The 15,873-nt window shown below is 68.9% G+C and carries 19 protein-coding genes; 12 read left to right on the top strand and 7 right to left on the bottom strand.

What is annotated here, in order from left to right:
* Positions 1-207 precede the first annotated feature (207 nt).
* Genes LOZ83_RS39760 through LOZ83_RS12400 form a run of 3 tightly spaced genes read left to right on the top strand, consistent with a single transcriptional unit; the run spans position 208 to position 1,407 of the window.
* Complete coding sequence (locus LOZ83_RS39760; RefSeq protein ID WP_255823532.1) at positions 208-333, top strand: hypothetical protein; 126 nt, start codon at positions 208-210, stop codon at positions 331-333.
* 46 nt (positions 334-379) lie between these two features.
* Entirely contained in the window at positions 380-1,123 is a 744-nt protein-coding gene (locus LOZ83_RS12395) for a dienelactone hydrolase family protein (RefSeq protein ID WP_236790599.1), read from the top strand.
* 8 nt (positions 1,124-1,131) lie between these two features.
* Positions 1,132-1,407, top strand: a complete 276-nt coding sequence (locus tag LOZ83_RS12400) for a DUF6295 family protein (protein WP_236790600.1) — start codon at positions 1,132-1,134, stop codon at positions 1,405-1,407.
* Between the two features lie 39 nt (positions 1,408-1,446).
* Here the strand turns inward: LOZ83_RS12400 and LOZ83_RS12405 are convergent, their stop codons facing one another.
* Positions 1,447-1,719: a PASTA domain-containing protein gene (locus tag LOZ83_RS12405; protein ID WP_236790601.1), complete on the bottom strand. Its 273-nt coding sequence runs from the start codon at positions 1,717-1,719 to the stop codon at positions 1,447-1,449.
* 117 nt (positions 1,720-1,836) lie between these two features.
* On the opposite strand from LOZ83_RS12405, the gene LOZ83_RS12410 reads away from it, so the two are divergent.
* The 6 genes from LOZ83_RS12410 to LOZ83_RS12435 are packed head-to-tail and all read left to right on the top strand — an operon-like array spanning position 1,837 to position 6,593.
* The gene (locus LOZ83_RS12410) at positions 1,837-2,361 is read left to right on the top strand and encodes a hypothetical protein (protein WP_236790602.1); all 525 of its coding nucleotides are present in this window, start codon (positions 1,837-1,839) and stop codon (positions 2,359-2,361) included.
* The gene (locus tag LOZ83_RS12415) at positions 2,358-3,251 is read left to right on the top strand and encodes an ABC transporter ATP-binding protein (RefSeq protein WP_236790603.1); all 894 of its coding nucleotides are present in this window, start codon (positions 2,358-2,360) and stop codon (positions 3,249-3,251) included. The genes LOZ83_RS12410 and LOZ83_RS12415 overlap by 4 nt, the downstream gene beginning before the upstream one ends.
* Positions 3,241-4,041: an ABC transporter permease gene (locus LOZ83_RS12420; protein WP_236790604.1), complete on the top strand. Its 801-nt coding sequence runs from the start codon at positions 3,241-3,243 to the stop codon at positions 4,039-4,041. Before LOZ83_RS12415 ends, LOZ83_RS12420 begins: the two co-directional genes overlap by 11 nt.
* The gene (locus LOZ83_RS12425; protein ID WP_236790790.1) at positions 4,041-5,141 is read left to right on the top strand and encodes a sensor histidine kinase; all 1,101 of its coding nucleotides are present in this window, start codon (positions 4,041-4,043) and stop codon (positions 5,139-5,141) included. The genes LOZ83_RS12420 and LOZ83_RS12425 overlap by 1 nt, the downstream gene beginning before the upstream one ends.
* Positions 5,138-5,791, top strand: coding sequence for a response regulator transcription factor (locus LOZ83_RS12430; protein WP_236790605.1), 654 nt, complete (start codon positions 5,138-5,140; stop codon positions 5,789-5,791). The genes LOZ83_RS12425 and LOZ83_RS12430 overlap by 4 nt, the downstream gene beginning before the upstream one ends.
* Positions 5,792-5,825: 34 nt before the next feature.
* A complete protein-coding gene (locus tag LOZ83_RS12435) occupies positions 5,826-6,593 on the top strand; it encodes an SAM-dependent methyltransferase (protein WP_236790606.1) in 768 nt (255 codons plus the stop codon).
* On the opposite strand, the gene LOZ83_RS12440 is transcribed toward LOZ83_RS12435, so the two are convergent.
* A complete protein-coding gene (locus LOZ83_RS12440) occupies positions 6,535-6,954 on the bottom strand; it encodes a DUF6010 family protein (RefSeq protein ID WP_236790607.1) in 420 nt (139 codons plus the stop codon). The genes LOZ83_RS12435 and LOZ83_RS12440 overlap by 59 nt on opposite strands.
* 96 nt (positions 6,955-7,050) lie before the next feature.
* Between LOZ83_RS12440 and LOZ83_RS12445 the strand changes: the two genes are divergently transcribed.
* Positions 7,051-7,995 carry a GlxA family transcriptional regulator gene (locus LOZ83_RS12445; RefSeq protein ID WP_236790608.1) on the top strand — a complete coding sequence of 315 codons (945 nt, stop codon included), beginning with the start codon at positions 7,051-7,053 and terminating at the stop codon, positions 7,993-7,995.
* 11 nt (positions 7,996-8,006) lie between these two features.
* Here the strand turns inward: LOZ83_RS12445 and LOZ83_RS12450 are convergent, their stop codons facing one another.
* From LOZ83_RS12450 to LOZ83_RS12470, 5 genes are read right to left on the bottom strand one after another with little or no spacing between them, the layout of a single operon-like run.
* On the bottom strand, positions 8,007-9,296 hold the full coding sequence (locus tag LOZ83_RS12450) for a glycosyltransferase family 2 protein (RefSeq protein ID WP_236790609.1): 1,290 nt from the start codon (positions 9,294-9,296) through the stop codon (positions 8,007-8,009).
* Complete coding sequence (locus LOZ83_RS12455; RefSeq protein ID WP_236790610.1) at positions 9,293-10,393, bottom strand: glycosyl hydrolase family 18 protein; 1,101 nt, start codon at positions 10,391-10,393, stop codon at positions 9,293-9,295. The genes LOZ83_RS12450 and LOZ83_RS12455 overlap by 4 nt, the downstream gene beginning before the upstream one ends.
* Positions 10,390-11,361, bottom strand: a complete 972-nt coding sequence (locus LOZ83_RS12460) for an NAD(P)-dependent oxidoreductase (RefSeq protein ID WP_236790611.1) — start codon at positions 11,359-11,361, stop codon at positions 10,390-10,392. The genes LOZ83_RS12455 and LOZ83_RS12460 overlap by 4 nt, the downstream gene beginning before the upstream one ends.
* Before the next feature lie 11 nt (positions 11,362-11,372).
* Complete coding sequence (locus tag LOZ83_RS12465; RefSeq protein ID WP_236790612.1) at positions 11,373-12,647, bottom strand: nucleotide sugar dehydrogenase; 1,275 nt, start codon at positions 12,645-12,647, stop codon at positions 11,373-11,375.
* A gap of 6 nt (positions 12,648-12,653) precedes the next feature.
* Complete coding sequence (locus tag LOZ83_RS12470; RefSeq protein ID WP_236790613.1) at positions 12,654-13,343, bottom strand: response regulator transcription factor; 690 nt, start codon at positions 13,341-13,343, stop codon at positions 12,654-12,656.
* Between the two features lie 177 nt (positions 13,344-13,520).
* Between LOZ83_RS12470 and LOZ83_RS12475 the strand changes: the two genes are divergently transcribed.
* Complete coding sequence (locus tag LOZ83_RS12475; protein ID WP_236790614.1) at positions 13,521-14,996, top strand: polysaccharide deacetylase family protein; 1,476 nt, start codon at positions 13,521-13,523, stop codon at positions 14,994-14,996.
* A gap of 25 nt (positions 14,997-15,021) precedes the next feature.
* Positions 15,022-15,732 (top strand): hypothetical protein, encoded by a 711-nt coding sequence (locus tag LOZ83_RS12480; RefSeq protein WP_236790615.1) that lies wholly within the window; start codon positions 15,022-15,024, stop codon positions 15,730-15,732.
* The last annotated feature ends 141 nt before the right edge of the window (positions 15,733-15,873 follow it).

Raw genomic sequence — 15,873 nt, forward strand, 5'->3', positions numbered from 1 at the left:
TTCACCCATCATTATGATCCCGACCGGGGGGACTTGTCATCGCGGCGATGGGTGTGAACTTTTTTCGACTGCCAGAACGTTGCTCACCGTGAGTAGGTAACATAACCTGCCGTTAACACTCTCGTGGGCTTTGGGGCAGGGGGGACCGCGCTTCCATCCACGAGGACGCACCGCGCGTGCCGAGCGCGCGGGGAGGGAGGCCTGACCATGAGCGTGCGCCAGAAGGAGCAGGAGTCCACGCCGATCTTCGCCGAGCTGACGGCGGACTTCGACCTCGACCAACTCCTCGGGGAGCCGGTGGAACCGGACAACGGGGCAGAGCAGAACGACTGACGCATAGTCGGCGCCGCCGCGCCGGTGATCATGACAAGCTGGGCCCATGACCGATGCGATGCGGGCCGAGACCATCACGATCGCCGGCGACGGTGGTACCGAGATCGAGGCCTATCTGGCCAAACCGCTGGACGAACAGCCGCGCGGCGGGGTGGTGGTGATCCACCACATGCCCGGCTACGACGCGGCCACCAAAGAGATCGTGCGCAAGTTCGCGGTGAACGGGTACAACGCGCTGTGCCCGAACCTGTACTCACGGGAGGCGCCCGGCGCCGACCCCGATGACGCCGCCGCGGCCGCGCGGGCGCTGGGCGGCGTGCCCGACGATCGCCTCGTCGGCGACGTCGACGGCGCCGCGACCTACCTCAAGGGACTGGACAACGCGAACGGGAAGATCGGTGTCATCGGGTACTGCTCCGGTGGCCGCCAGACCTTCCTCGCCGCGTGCAGCCTGCAGATCGACGCGGCCGTGGACTGCTACGGCGCGTTCGTCGTCAACGACCCGCCGGCGCAGATGCCGCCGACCATGAAGCCCATTCTCGGCCTGGCGCCGCGGCTTTCCTGCCCGCTGCTGGGCCTGTTCGGGGCGGACGACCAGTACCCCACCCCGGACGAGACAGCGAAGCTCGCGGACGAGCTGAACCGGCTCGGCAAGGACCACGAGTTCCACACCTATGACGGCGCGGGCCACGCGTTCTTCTCCGTGGACCGGCCGAGCTACCGTCCCGAAGCCGCCAAGCAGGGCTGGCAGCGGGTGTTCGAGTTCTTCGGCAAGAACCTTGCGCGATAAGGAAAAGTATGTGCACTTACAACACTGAGAAGATCGAGGTCACCGGCAGCGGCAAGGCGGCCAAGGGCTGGTTCTCGCTGTCCCACGCGGCCGTCTACGTCGACCACCCCGTGCACGCGCCGTTCGCGCACACGGTCAACATCGACTTCATCAACCCGGGCGAGGGTCCGTCCGCGCGGGTTCCGGTGGAGCTCACCGAGGAGGCGGCGCGCGAACTCGCCGCCGCCATCCACCGCGCGCTCGACGCGGCGCCCGCCGGTTTGGCTTCGGTCAACCAGCCCTGAACCTCCGCCGGCCGCCGTGCGTCCACTGTGGACGTACGGTCAGGCCGGCAGCAGCGCGGATTCCGTGGGCGTCGGCGGGGTGAGGTCGGCGCTCGAACCACGGCCGAGTTGGGTCCACAGCACGACTTCACTGCCCTGCACGGCGCCGGCCGTCGCGATCGGCGCCTGCGCGACCACGACGCCGGACGCGGGTTCGGGCTCACCCTCCGGCCCGCGCGGCACCAGCCCGGCGCGGCGCACGATGTCGCACGCGTCCTCGGCGCCCAACCCCACCACATCGGGCACCTCGGTCACCGGACGACGTCCGCGCATGCACCGATTTTAGTGTCTTATACGAAACCTGGGGGCCCGTCGTACGCAGATCTGCGTATGGACAGATCATCGCCCGGGCGGACGCCTTGCCCGCCGCCTTCGCCGACCATTCTGGTCATGACCGCAACCGTGACCAGAACCGGACGAGCCCGCCGGCTCGGCAAGTCCGCCCGCAGGGCGTGGCTCGTCACGCACATCGTCTCGTCGGGCGCCTGGATCGGGCTCGACGTCGTACTGGCCGTGCTGATCTTCACCGCGATGTTCACCAGCGACACCGCCGTCGCGGCCATCAGTTATCAGGCGCTGCAACTGTTCACCGTGTGGCCGCTGCTCATCATCGGCCTGGTGTGCCTGGCCAGCGGGATCGTGCTCGGTGTCGGTAGCAAGTACGGCCTCCTCCGGTACTGGTGGGTCGCCGTGAAACTCGGCCTGAACATCGTGCTGACCGTGCTCGGCGTGGTCGCCCTGCGGCCAGGTGTCGACGACGCGGCCGTCTACGGCCGTGCCCTCGCCGCGGGTCTCACGCCCGCACCGGTGCCGGACCTGATCTTCCCCCCGATCGTCTCACCTGTCTGCCTGCTGATCGCCGTGCTCCTGTCGGTCTACAAGCCCTGGGGCCGTACCGCGAAAGGACGAGCATGAACGCCATCGAAACCACCGGACTGACCAAACGCTACGGCCAGATCGTCGCCGTGGACGATCTCGACCTGACCGTGCCCACCGGCGAGATCTACGGATTCCTCGGCCCGAACGGCGCCGGCAAGACCACCACCCTGCGCATGCTGCTCGGCCTGACCCGGCCGTCCGCGGGCAGCCTGCACGTGTTCGGCCGCACGCCCGGCCCCGGCTATCTGGACCAGGTCGGCGCGCTGATCGAGGGCCCGGCCTTTTACCCGTACTTGTCCGGACGCGAGAACCTGCGCGTGTTCGCCGGGCACGCCCGGGTGCCCGGCGCCCGGGTGGACGCGGTGTTGCGGACGGTCGATCTGACCGACCGGGCGAAGGATTCGTACCGCACGTACTCGCTCGGCATGAAACAGCGGCTCGGCCTTGCCGCCGCGCTGCTCAAGGACCCGCGGTTGCTCGTGCTCGACGAACCGACCAACGGCCTCGACCCGGCCGGCATCGCCGATATGCGTGTACTGCTGCGGAAACTCGCCGCGGACGGGGTGACGGTGCTGCTGTCGAGTCACCTGCTCGCCGAGGTTTCCCAGATCTGCGACCGGATCGGCGTGCTGTCCCACGGAAAGCTCGTCACGCAGGCAACCATCGAAGAGCTCCGCGCGGGCGGCACGCTGCACGTCACGGCCGAGCCTGCCGAGCGCGCGGAAGCGGAACTGATCGCGCTCGTCGGCCGGGAATCCCTACACGCCAACGGTTCGGGCTTCGACCTGAACGTCGAACCCGCCGCGGCGAGCCGGATCAACACCGCACTCGTGACAGCCGGCGTCGAGGTTTCCGAACTCCGCTGGCGTGAACCCGATCTCGAACAGAACTTCCTCGAACTGACAGGAGACGATCATGTCCGGTGACCTGAAAGCGGAACTGAGCAAGCAGGTCCATCGTCCGGCGAGCTGGCTGCTGCTGGTCGTCGCGGTCGCACTGAGCCTGACCTTCGGCTACCTGGTTCCTTACGCCGCACCGGATCCCGGGCGCGGTCAGGACGCGCTGCTGCCCGGCGCGTTCGTCGGCAGCGCCATCGGTGGACTGCCGATCTTCATCGGCGGGCTGACCCTGATCTTCGGGGTGCTGGTGGCCGGCAGCGAGTACGGCTGGGACACCTGGAAAACCGTGCTGGCCCAAGGATCTTCCCGATTCTCGGTGTACGGCGCGAAGATCGTCACCGTCGCGGTGGGCACGCTGCTGCTCATGCTGACCCTGTTCGCCGCGGCCGCCGGGGCGAGTGCGCTGGTGGCCGTGCTGCGCGACCAGCCGATGCAGTGGCCGTCCATTGTGGACATCGTGCGCGGGATCGGCGCCGGCTGGCTGATCGCGATGATGTGGGGCACCTTCGGGGTCGCGCTGGCCGTGGTGTTCCGGTCGGTGGCGCTGCCGATCGGGCTGGGCCTGGTGTGGCTGCTCGCCGTGCAGAACCTGCTCGCGTCGGTGGCGGCGCCGGTGCTGCCCTGGGTGGCCGAAGCGCAGAAGGGACTGCCGGGGCCGAACGCGGGCTCGCTGGTCGCCGGGCTGGGCGCACGGACGGGTACGCCGGGGGTCGAGCAACTCGTCGGCGCCGGTCAGGCATCGCTGGTCGTGGCCGTCTATCTGTTGGCGTTCGCGGCGGTGGGTGGTTGGCTGTTGCACCGGAGGGACCTCGGGTGATGCGACTACGTCTGGCCGACACCGCGCTCGCTGTGGCGATCGCGGTGCTGGCCGTGGTCGCGGTCGCCTTCAGTCACGTGTTCAGCGGCGTGAGCCGGCCGGCCGACGGCCTCGGGTTCGGGCTGGCCGCTGTGGCCGGGCTGGCGCTGGCGTTCCGGCGCCGGGATCCACTGGTCACGCTGGCCATGGTGACGGCCTCCTGTACGACGTATCTCCTGCTCGGCTACGCGTACGGGCCGGTCCTGTTCGCCTTCGCCATCGCCGTGTACACGGTCGCGCGGTACGAGCCGCTGGCGCGCTCCGCACCCGCGGGCGCGGTGGCGATGGTCGTGCTCCTGACCCATCTGTTCACCAACCGCGCGGCGTTTTCCGGGGCGCTGGGCCTGCTGCCGGGTTCGGCCTGGGCGGTCGTGCCGTTCGCGCTGGGGTTCATCGTGCGGGTGCAGCGCGAGGCGGTCGCGCGCGAGCGCGCCGAGGAGGTCCGCAAGCACGCGTACGACGAGCGGCTGCGGGTGGCGCAGGAGGTGCACGACGTGGTCGGGCACGGGCTCGCGGCGATCAAGATGCAGGCCGAGATCGCGTTGCACCTGCTGGCGGAGAAGCCGGAACAGGCCGAGACCGCGCTGGTCGCGATCAGCCGGACCAGCACCGAGGCGCTCGCCGAGGTCCGCTCGACACTGGCGGTGGTGCGGCAGGAGGACGACTCGCGCGCGCCCGCGCCGAGCCTCACCCGGCTCGACGAGCTGCGCCGCCGGATGACCGAGTCCGGTATGCGGGTCGAGTTGACGACCACCGGTTCGCCGCGGGAGCTACCTGTCGCCGCGGATCTCGCGGGATACCGGGTGGTGCAGGAGTCGCTGACGAACGTGCTCCGCCATGGCACCGGAAACACCGCCACGGTAAGGGTTTCCTGGGAGGACGACGGGGTGGAGATCGCGATCGGCAACCCGGCCGAAGAGGTCCAGACCAATGGCGGCGGACTCGGGATCTCCGGCATGCGCCGGCGCGTGACGTCGCTGGGCGGTACGTTCAGCGCCGGCCCGACCGGTGACGGCCGGTTCGAGGTCCGTGCCCGCATCCCGCTGGAGGCCCGTTCGTGACCACGGTTCTCGTCGCCGACGACCAGGAGCTGATCCGGTTCGGCCTGCGGACGCTGATCGAGAGCTCCGCCGGGTTCGAGTTCGCCGGGGAGGCGGCCGACGGGCTCGCCGCGTTGGCCGCGGTCCGCGAAACCCGGCCGGACGTCGTGCTGATGGACGTCCGGATGCCGGGGATCGACGGTCTGGAGGCGACGCGCCGGATCACCGCGGACGCCGGGCTGGCGGGGACGAAGATCATCGTGCTGACGACGTTCGAGCTGGACGAGTACGTGTTCGACGCGCTGCGCTACGGCGCGAGCGGTTTCCTGTTGAAGGACACCAAACCGAGCGAGCTGCTGACCGCGATCCGGCTGGTCGCCGACGGCGGGGCGCTGCTGTCCCCGTCCGTGACGCGACGGGTGATCTCCCGGTTCGCGACTGAGCCCGCGCGGAAGCTGAAGCCGCATCCGCGCCTGGACAGCCTGACCGAGCGTGAACGGGAGATCGTCGGACTGGTCGGCGAAGGCCTCAGCAACGACGAGATCGCCGAGCGGCTGTTCGTCAGCCCCGCCACGGCGCGCACCCACGTCGGCCGCGCGATGGTCAAGCTCGGCGCCCGGGACAGGGCGCAGCTCGTCGTGTTCGCCTACCAATCCGGACTGACGAATTGATGTCATAACCGCCGGGCTCGATCGTCGCCTGGTTGTGGCAGAGATCAGTCGAGTACGTGACGCGGCTTTGGACGGCAAGGACAACTACGCCGACGACCGCGCGCTGCTCGCCGAGCTCGAGGCCGCGGTACCGAGCTTCCGCGAGCTGGTGCGGGCGCAGCATCGCTGGCACGGCCGGGCCGTGCGGTATCTGGCCGGCCAAGGGTTCGGCCAATTCCTCCACTGCGGTGTCGGCCTCCCCGTCGCGGTGGACAACACCCACGAAATCGTCCAGCGCCACAACCTCGACGGCCGGGTCGTCTACACCGAGGCCGACCGGGCCATCGTCGCGCACGGCCGGGCGCTGCTGGAGGACGACGAAACCTTCGTGGTGCAGGCCGACTACACCTGTCCCGACGAGTTCCTGCCCGCGGTGGCCGGTTTGCTGGACTTCAGCCTGCCCATCGCGGTGCTGCACATCGACACGCTGCATCACATCGACGACGACGCGCAGCCCGTGAAGATCATGACCAGCTATCTCGACGCGCTCGCGCCGGGATCCGCGGTCGCGCTGAGCCACTGGTGGGATCCCGATGACGAGCGCCACGAGCAGGCCCGCGCGCTGGAAGCGACGTGGCAGGCCCGCTGCCCGCACACCGGGAGGTTCCGCCGGCGCGCCGAGATCGAGGCCCTGCTCACCGGTCTCGAGCTGCTCGAACCCGGTCTCGCCGAACTCGACCAGTGGTGGCCGGACGGGCCCGCGCTCACTCCGCCCGCACTTGCCCAACGCCTCGGACTCGCCGCAATAGGCCTGAAACCGTGAGCGGGCGACCACCGCTGAAGCACCAGATCGCGATCACCGGGTCACAGATCGCGCAGCCCAGCGACGACCCGTGCGCGAACGGGAGAATCGGCTCACCGCGCAGATAGTGGACGACGTCCCAGGTTGTGTGCAGGAGCCAGGCGATACCGATGAACGTCCAGGATTCCAGGCCACGGAACGCGCAGTAGGTGACAAGGGCGGTGAAGACGATTTCCCACGGGCCGAGTCCGCCGCCGCTGAGATAGGCCGCGCCGGCCCCGGCGACCATGATCGCGTTGAACCTGCGCCGGTGCGGTTCGCGGATGAAGGAATTGAGAAATACATAAAGAACGCCGATGAGAATGGGCGCGACAATGGTCATGAGCGGACGGTAACCACGCGCACCCGGCGCCGGAACGGGCTGGATCGCCAGATACCACCGGATTCTCGCCGCGCCCCTGGCGGTTACCGTCCAGGCATGCACACAGTGGCTGTCCTGGCGCTGGACAAGGTCATCCCGTTCGACCTGGCCACGCCGATCGAGGTGTTCACCCGCACCGTGCTGCCGGACGGACGGCCGGCTTACGACATCCGGATCTCCGGCGTCACCCCGGCCGTCGACGCCGGTGCGTTCACCCTGCACGCGCCCTGGGGCCTGGACGCGCTGGCCGAGGCGGACACGATCATCCTGCCCGGCTGTGCCGATCTCACCGCGCCGGTGCCGGACGAGGTTCTCGACGCGCTGCGCAAGGCCGCGGCGGACGGCACCAGGATCGCCTCGATCTGTTCCGGCGCGTTCATTCTGGCCGCGACCGGTCTGCTCGACGGGCTCCGCGCGACCACCCACTGGCGCGCCGCCGCGCTGCTTGCCCGGCGCCATCCCGAAATCGACGTCGACGCGGATGTGCTTTATGTGGACAGTGGCCAGTTCCTCACCTCGGCCGGTGCGGCGGCCGGACTGGACCTGTGCCTGCACCTGATCCGCCGCGACCACGGTTCCGCGGTGGCCGCCGACGCCGCACGGTTGTCGGTGATGCCGTTGGAGCGCGAAGGCGGACAGGCCCAGTTCATCGTGCCCGACCAGCCGCCGACGCCACAGGGTTCCGTGCTGGAACCGGTACTGCGCTGGCTCGGGGACAACGCGGCCCGGGACCTGACACTGGACCAGATCGCGGCACACGCCGGGATGAGCGCCCGCAGCCTGAATCGCCGTTTCCGCGAACAGATCGGCACGACCCCGTTGCAGTGGCTGCTTCGCGCGCGTATCCGGCGGGCGCAACATCTGCTCGAAGCGACCGACCACGCCGTCGACCGCATCGCCGGCGAGGTCGGATTCGGCTCAGCGACAGCGTTTCGGGACCGGTTCAAGCGCGTCGTCGGTACGACGCCGAAGTCCTATCGCGCCGCGTTCCGTGCCGGCTAGCTCGGGCCATGTCAATCCGCCATGACCATCGCATCGTCCTCGGCGGGGCGGCGGGTCGGGCTCTGCCAGCGCCCGGTGGACCGCGCACGCCACGCCAGCCAGATCGCGAACAGGCCGATCGCCGCGTCGAGAATCCTTAGTGGCAAATAGAAAGGCATCGCCAGCAGATACCGCCACCGTCGCTCGACGATCGCGATCGCCAGTGTCAGCACGACATCGGGCAGCAGCACGCCCAGCCCGATCGTGCCGAGCGACACGTAGTCCGCCACCGCGTGGTACGCCTCGCCGAAACCGGGTGCGACGCCCAGCGCCGGGAACACCGCCGGTAGCGCGAGCAGCAGCACGACCATCGGCAACAGCACCATGAGGATGCTCGCGAAGACGAGTTCCGCGATATAGCCGAGCAGCATCGCGGTGAACAGGTCGGGCCGTGGCCGGAACCGGCGCGCCGTCTGCCAGAAACCGAGCGCCCACCGCCGGGTCTGCCGCACGTAGTCCCGCCAGTTGTCCGGATCCTGGGTGACCGCCCGCGCGGCGAGCGAGAAACCCACCTTGCCGAGCCGCCGCCGGTACACCTCGAACGTCATGTTGAAGTCCTCGATCACCAGCCCTGGCGGGTTGATGTCGAGATGTGGTAACACTTCCCCGCGGTACAGGCTCGCGAACCCCGGCACGATGTACGTCGCGTTGGTGCGCCACCAGGTCTGCCCGAACTTCAGCAATCGTTGCAGCAGCGCGTAAATCCGGGAGCGATGTGCGGTCAGCAGGAGCGCGGCCAGGCCGCGCCGCGACGAGCGCCAGTCGGTCACCGCGCAGCCGGCCACCGCGACGACCTCCGGGTCGTCGAATTCCGGCAGTGCCGCGTCGAAGTAGCCGGGGTCGAGCCGGGTGTCCGCGTCGAGCAGCAGCACCGCGTGGAAGCGCTGGAGAGCGAAATGCCGGATGCCTTCCAGTAGCGCGCCCGCCTTCCCCACGTTCACCGGCGTCTGTGTGACGTGCACCCCGGCCTGTTGGGCGAGCTCCACCGTGCGGTCGGTGGAACCGTCCGACACTACGTAAACCTGGTCCGCCGGCACGAGTTCGGTGATCGCGGCGAGCGAATCCGCGATCACCACTTCCTCGTTATGGGCCGCCATCAGCACCGCCACCTCGGGCAGGCTGACCTCGCGCGACCTCTCGCCGTAGTTCAGCACGCGGGGTGGCCCCAGCCGCTGCTCGACCGCCCGCGCGATGCCCGCCATTCCCCAGATCGTGAAGTTGATCCCGAGGATGAAGATCGCCAGTACCACGACCGGAATCATGATCCCGCCTCCCGTGCGCGCCCGACCTGATACCAGTGCTGGGCGAGCTTGGTCCAGATCAGGTCGTCCTCCGGGCCGAACATCCAGAGGAACACCCCGCCGATCCGGTATTCGCGCGCCAGGTCGAGCTTCGTCGAGGCGCTGTAAGCGTTTTCGAACCACAGCTCGTGCCGCTGGCCGTCGCCGTCGACGTACCCGAGATGCGGCGACTCGCTGACCCCGTCCCAGTCGACCGGTGCGCCGAACACCCGCGACCGGCCGTAGACCTGCAACCAGCTCACCGGCGTGCCGGCGTGCCCCACCCAGTCGTAGCCGTACATCGGGATCCCGAGCACCAGCTTGGCCCGCGGGATCTGCGTGACGGCGTAGTCGAGCACCGAGCGCACCCATGAGATCGGCGAGATCGGCCCGGGCGCCGAGGTCTGCCAGTGGTAGTCGTAGGCCATCAGCCGCACCTGGTCGGCGGCGCGGCCGATCGCGGCGTAGTCCTGTGCCCGGTTGCGTTCGTCGTAGCCGGCGTCGGTGGGCTTGGCGAAGACGTCCACCGAGAGCCGTTTTCCGTGTGCGTGCAAGGCATTCCCGAGTAGCTGGAGGAAATCGCTGAAGACTTTTCGGTCCGAATTGGACAGTTCTTCGTAGTCGATGTCGATCCCCGCGTAGTTCTCGCGCTGCACGAGCGCGACGATGTCGTCGACATGCCGCCGCATCGCCGCCGGATCGTGCAGGATCGCCTTCACCACGTCCGGCCGCCACTGACCCGCCGACACGTTCGCGATCGTCGGCGTGACCTCGACGCCGGCGTCGCGCAACCGGGCCAGCTGGGCCGCGCCGTCGGTCGTGGCCTGGCCTTGCTGCAGTGCGACGGTGGGGTGCGCGCCGCCCTGCTCGTCGAGCCCGTACAGCCACGGCGATGCTTCGTTCACGACGTCCGGGTGCGCGAGCACGGAGTTCGTGCCGCCCACGATGTTCCAGTACGGCATCGACGCGATCGTGGCGATCGGGGAGGCCGCCCCGGCGCCGGAGTCCGGCAGGATCGTCACGAGCAGCAGCTCGCAGGCGATCAGCAGCGCCACCGGACCCCGGCGCACCCCGGTCATCTCGGCACCGCGGCCGTCCGGTCCGCCAGCACGCCGTCCAGGATGTCGTCGAGCCCCCTGGCAGGCTGGAAACCTATGGCCTGCTTGGCTTTCGTGCAGTCCGGCACGCGCCGTTCCATGTCCTCGTATCCCGGTCCGTACGCCTGCTCGTACGGCACCCGCACGATGCCGGCCGGTGAACCGGTGCGGACCAGGACCCGGTGTGCGAGCTCCTCGATGGTGACCGGCTCCGGGTTGCCGAGGTTGAACACGGTGCCGTGCGCGCGCTCGTCTTCGAGCAGCGCGACCAGCGCCGGCACGACGTCGAGCACATGGCAGAAGCACCGCGACTGCTGCCCGGTTCCGAAGACCGTCAACGGTTTCCCGGCCAGCGCCTGGTCGACGAACCTCGGCACCACCATGCCGTAGCGCCCGGTCTGCCGCGGCCCGACGGTGTTGAACAGCCGCACGATCACCGTCCGCAGCCCCTTTTCGACCGCGTAGAGGTGCGCGAACGTCTCGTCCAGCGCCTTCGCCTCCGCGTAGGACCACCGGTTCTTCAGCGGCGAACCGATGATCCGGTCGTCTTCCTCGCGCAGCCCCATCGCGGTGTTCTTGCCGTAGATCTCGCTGGTCGAGGCGAGCAGCATCCGCGCGCCCGCCCGGCTCGCGGCGGCCAGCACCGTCTCGGTGCCGGTCAGGTTCGTGCGCAGGCTTTCCAGTGTCCGGTCGAGAATGGTGAACACGCCGACCGCGGCCGCGAGGTGGTACACCGCGTCCGCACCCGCCAGGCACGTTTCGACGATCGTCGCGTCGCACACCGAGCCGGGCACCACCGTCAGCCGCGGATTTGCCGACAGTGCTCGAAGATTGCGCGCGGTGCCGGTGCTGAAGTCGTCCAGCACGATGACCTCGTGGCCGAGGCTCAGCAGATACTCGGTCAGGTGCGAGCCGATGAAACCGGCGCCCCCCGTGACGACAACCCGCATGCGGTTCCCCTTCAGACGAGCGCGCGCTCGGGCGCGTCAGTGAACGTGTAGGTGGCGTCGAGCACGATCGGGCAGTGCCCGACCCAGCTGTAGTCGTGCCCGGGATGGGTCGTGTGCACGAGCGCGAGATCCCAGTCGGTGCCGTGTGGTTCGGTCACGCTTTCCAGCACCCGCCCGCCGTCCAGCGCGAGCCGGTCGACCATCGGGTCGTAGTAGTCCACCTTCGCGCCGCGGGCGAGCAGGTCGGCGATGATCTCCAGCGCCGAGGACTCCCGCAGGTCGGCCACGCCGGGCTTGTAGCTGGCGCCCACGACGACGACGCGTGCGCCCGCGACGCCCCGGCCGGCGTGGGAAAGCGTTTCCAGCGTGCGGGCGACCACGCGCTGCGGACGGTCGGAGATCAGGGTCATGGCCTGCGTGACGAGCGGCGCGGTGACGCGGACCGCCTTGAGCTGCCACAGCAGGTAGTGCGGATCGCACGGGATGCAGTGCCCGCCGACGCCGGGTCCGGGATAGAACGCCAGGAAACCATAGGGTTTGGTCGCCGCGGCCCTGGTGATCTCGATCGGGTCGAGCTCCAGCGTGCCGCAGATCTCGGCGAACTCGTTGGCCAGCGCGATGTTCACCGCGCGGAAGGAATTTTCGTACAGCTTGGTGAGTTCGGCGGCTTCGGCGGAGCTGACCTCGTGCAGCATCGGCGTGAGCAGGCCCAGCACGGCTCGTGCCGCGGTGGCGCACTGCGGCGTCGGGCCGCCGACGACGCGCGGGGTCTCCTGCTGGGTGTGGTCGGGGCGGCCCGGGTCGATCCGCTCCGGGCTGAACGCGACGAAGATGTCCGAGCCGACCTCGAATCCGCGGTCCGCCAACGGTTCCACGAGCAGTTGCCGCGTCGTGCCGACGAAGCTGGTCGAGGTGAGGATGAGCGTCTGCCCGGGTCGCGCGTGCTCGACGACGGCGCGGCACGCGGCACGCAACGGGCTCAGTTCGGGGCTGAGGTGGTCGTCCAGCGGGGTGGGTACGCAGACGATGACGGCGTCCGCTTCGGCGAGCCTGGTTTCGTCTTCGGTCAACTGGAAGCCGGGGTCGTGCCGGGCGCGGGCGAGGCGTTCGCGGTCCGCGTCGACGAGGTCGGGTTCACCGGAGGTGATGGTGCGCAAGCGTTCGGTGCTCACGTCGAGGCCGATCGTTCTGGCGCCCGCCTCGTGCAGGGCCAGTGCCGTGGGCAAGCCCACGTAGCCCATGCCGACGACGGCGACGGAACGTGGTCTCGAGGATGCGATGGTCAAGGCGGCTCACTCCTTTCTGGATGAGTTGTCCGGTCCGAGCCCGGCGGCACGCGCGAGCTTGACCAGTTCTAGTCCACTGTGGACATTCAATTTCCGGAAGATGTTCCTCATGTGGGTGCGGACGGTGTGCCGGGACAGGTTGAGCCGGCGGGCGATCTCCGGGCCGCGGGCACCGTCGACCATGGCCCGGAGTACGTCGTTCTCGCGGTGGCTGAGGACGTCGAGCGGGCGCGGCCGCGCGCGTCTGTCGCCGGGCAGCCGCACGAACACCTGCGCGAGCAGTGCCGGTGGATACCAGGCGTGCCCGGCACGCGCCACGTGCACCAGCTCGACCAGCCGCTCGGTGGAGCTCTCCTTCGGGATCCACACGTGAATACCGGCCCGGACGGCCTGGGCGGCGAGCGCCGGGTCGCGGCTGCCGGTGAGCGCGGCGAACCGCGCCCGCGGGGCGGCCCGGCGCCAGTCTTCGATGTCCGTGGGCAGCCGCGCGCCGAGCTGCTCGACGTCCACGCTCACGACATCCGGCTGCGCGCCGGTCAGTGCCAGGGACAGCTGGGGATCGCGCGGTGTCCGATGCCCGGCGACACGCACCCCCGAGGTGGACTTCAGGCCCATCAGCAGAACGTCGGCGAACAGTTGCTGTTCGTCGACGAGAAAGAGCCGTGTGGCGTCCACATTGACCAGCAAAGCGTGCAACGGGAGCATTGTCGTCGTCCAGCTGCGCGAGCCGCCACTCCCGCAAATGACGGAGGAACAAAGTCCCGCGGCCGCCGAGACCGGCCGGAAATCATTGTGGGGTGGGCAAAATGCGGTAGGGGGGCTAGGCCGTTGGTGGGAGTCGCCGCACGCCGTCCGGCCCTAACGTGAGATGGCATGAAAAGGAACAGACAACCGAACGCCCGGCGAAGACGGGTGTACGTGATTGCGGCCGCCGCCGCGCTGCTGGTCGGCGGCCTCACCGTGCCGGTGGTGAGCACCCCGGCGCAGGCCGCGACGACGACCGCGGTGAGCCTGACCTTCGACGACGGCAACGCCGATCAGATGCAGGCGAAGCCGATCCTCGACAAGTACGCGATGAAGGGCACGTTCTACATCATCACCGGTTCGATCGGCGCGCCGAACTATCTCACCCGTGCCGACCTGCAGACGCTGTCCGCGGGTGGCAACGAGATCGCCGGCCACACGGTCAACCACCCCGATCTGACGACGGTGCCGGCGGACGAGGCGAAACGGCAGATCTGCAACGGCCGCGCGGCACTCGCGAGCTGGGGCTACCAGGCCACCAGCTTCGCCTACCCGTACGCGGCGTTGAACGCGTCGGTCGAAAGCATCGCGCAGCAGTGTGGCTACAACAGCGCCCGCGGCCTGGGCGATCTGCGCTCCGCACACGGCTGCAACGGCTGTCCGTACGCCGAGACCGTCCCGCCGGCGGATCCGTACGCGCTGAAGGCGCTGGACGAACACGACAACACGTGGACGCTGGCGCAGATGCAGAGCGCGGTCACGAATGCCGAGCGCACCGGCGGCTGGGTGCCGTTCACGTTCCACCACGTCTGTGCCGGCACCGGCTGTGACGCGCTGTCGATCACGCCGACGATGCTCGACCAGTTCCTGTCCTGGCTCGCGGCGCGGACGTCCCGTGGCACCACGGTCAAGACGGTGAACCAGGTGGTCGGCGGCACGGTGAAACCGATCGTCACCGCGCCGGCGTCGACCAACACCGGGCTGGTCAACACTTCGCTGGAGACCTCGACCAGCGGCACCGGTTTCCCCGACTGCTATATGCCCGGCGGATACGGCAACAACACGGCCACCTGGGCGCGGACGACCGCCGCGCACACCGGCACGGCAGCCGAGCAACTCACCGTCACCAACTACCAGGACGGGGACGCGAAACTGCTGCCGACGTTCGATCTCGGCGCGTGTACCCCGACCGGCACCGCGGGCCAGACATACACGGTGTCGGTCTGGTACAAGTCCACGGCGATAACCCAGTTCGCGCTGTACTACCGCACGACGGACGGCTTCTGGACGTACTGGACGTCCGGGCCGTGGCTGGCCGCCGCGCCGAACTGGACGCAGGGCACGTTCACCACGCCCCCGCTCCCGGCCGGTGGCGTGGGGTTCAGTTTCGGGCTGTCCCTGATCGCCAACGGCACGCTGACGACGGATGACTACGGCTTGGCCAGCGGTTCGGGCACCCCCGCGGTGCGCGCCGCCGCGACCGCGGCCGGATCGCCGTCGCCGCTGCGCGGAGCCATCGTCAGCCACCAGTGGGGCAAGAACGCCAAACCGCTGGTGCCTTCGGTGCGGGGCGTGGTCATCCCCGCCGCGGCGCCTGGTGACTGACCGGATCGCCTGGCCACTGGCGATGTTGCTGTTGCTGGTGGTCGCCTGCTCCGGGCCCGCTCCCCAACCGGGCCCGGAGCCCGATCCGTGGCACACCCGGATCGTCGCGACGACGTTCTGGGTGGGCGAGATCTTCGACCCGACCGCCGCCGACGGCAGCCAGGTGACCTCGGCCTACGACGACGACTGGCTCGAGCACTACGGCGGCTGCGACGGCGTGCTGCTGAACGGTTCCTGCGAGACCGAACCACGCACGGCCGCGAATGATTATTTCCCGACCCGCTTCGCACCCCGCGAAAATCCGTTCTATCTGGATCTGCCATTCGACGACGTCAATGACGATCGTGCGTTCGCCATGCGTGGCCAGGTGGTGCCATGGGCGGTGCAGCCCGAATTCGCGAGCAGTGCTACTGACCGGTCAGTCAGTTTCCTCAAGAATCACTGGGTCCGGATCCGCAGCGGTGATCGTATTTGCTACGGGCAGGTCGAAGATGCCGGGCCGGGCGAATACGCGGACGCGCGGTACGTCTTCTCGACCACTGACGAACGCCCCGCGAACACTCGCTACAACGGCGCCGGCATGGACGTTTCCCCCGCGCTCAACGGGTGTCTCGGCTTCCGCGACCTCAACGGTGAGAACGATCGCGTGGACTGGCAGTTCGTGGACAGCAAAGACGTGCCGCCCGGACCATGGCAAAAGATCATCACCACGAGTGGTGTGAACGCACACGGTTGAAATCGGAAAAACAACAGCTACCCGAAGACCATGGAAACACCTCGTGTCCCCTCACATTCCGTGTAACAACCGCGTTTCCTGACCGACGTAACCGACGGCAGGGTTTTGTCCGGAGTGGGGGTTACCCGCGCGTATGGTGCG

The organism is Amycolatopsis sp. GM8, from assembly GCF_021653975.1.
Lineage (GTDB): Bacteria > Actinomycetota > Actinomycetes > Mycobacteriales > Pseudonocardiaceae > Amycolatopsis_E.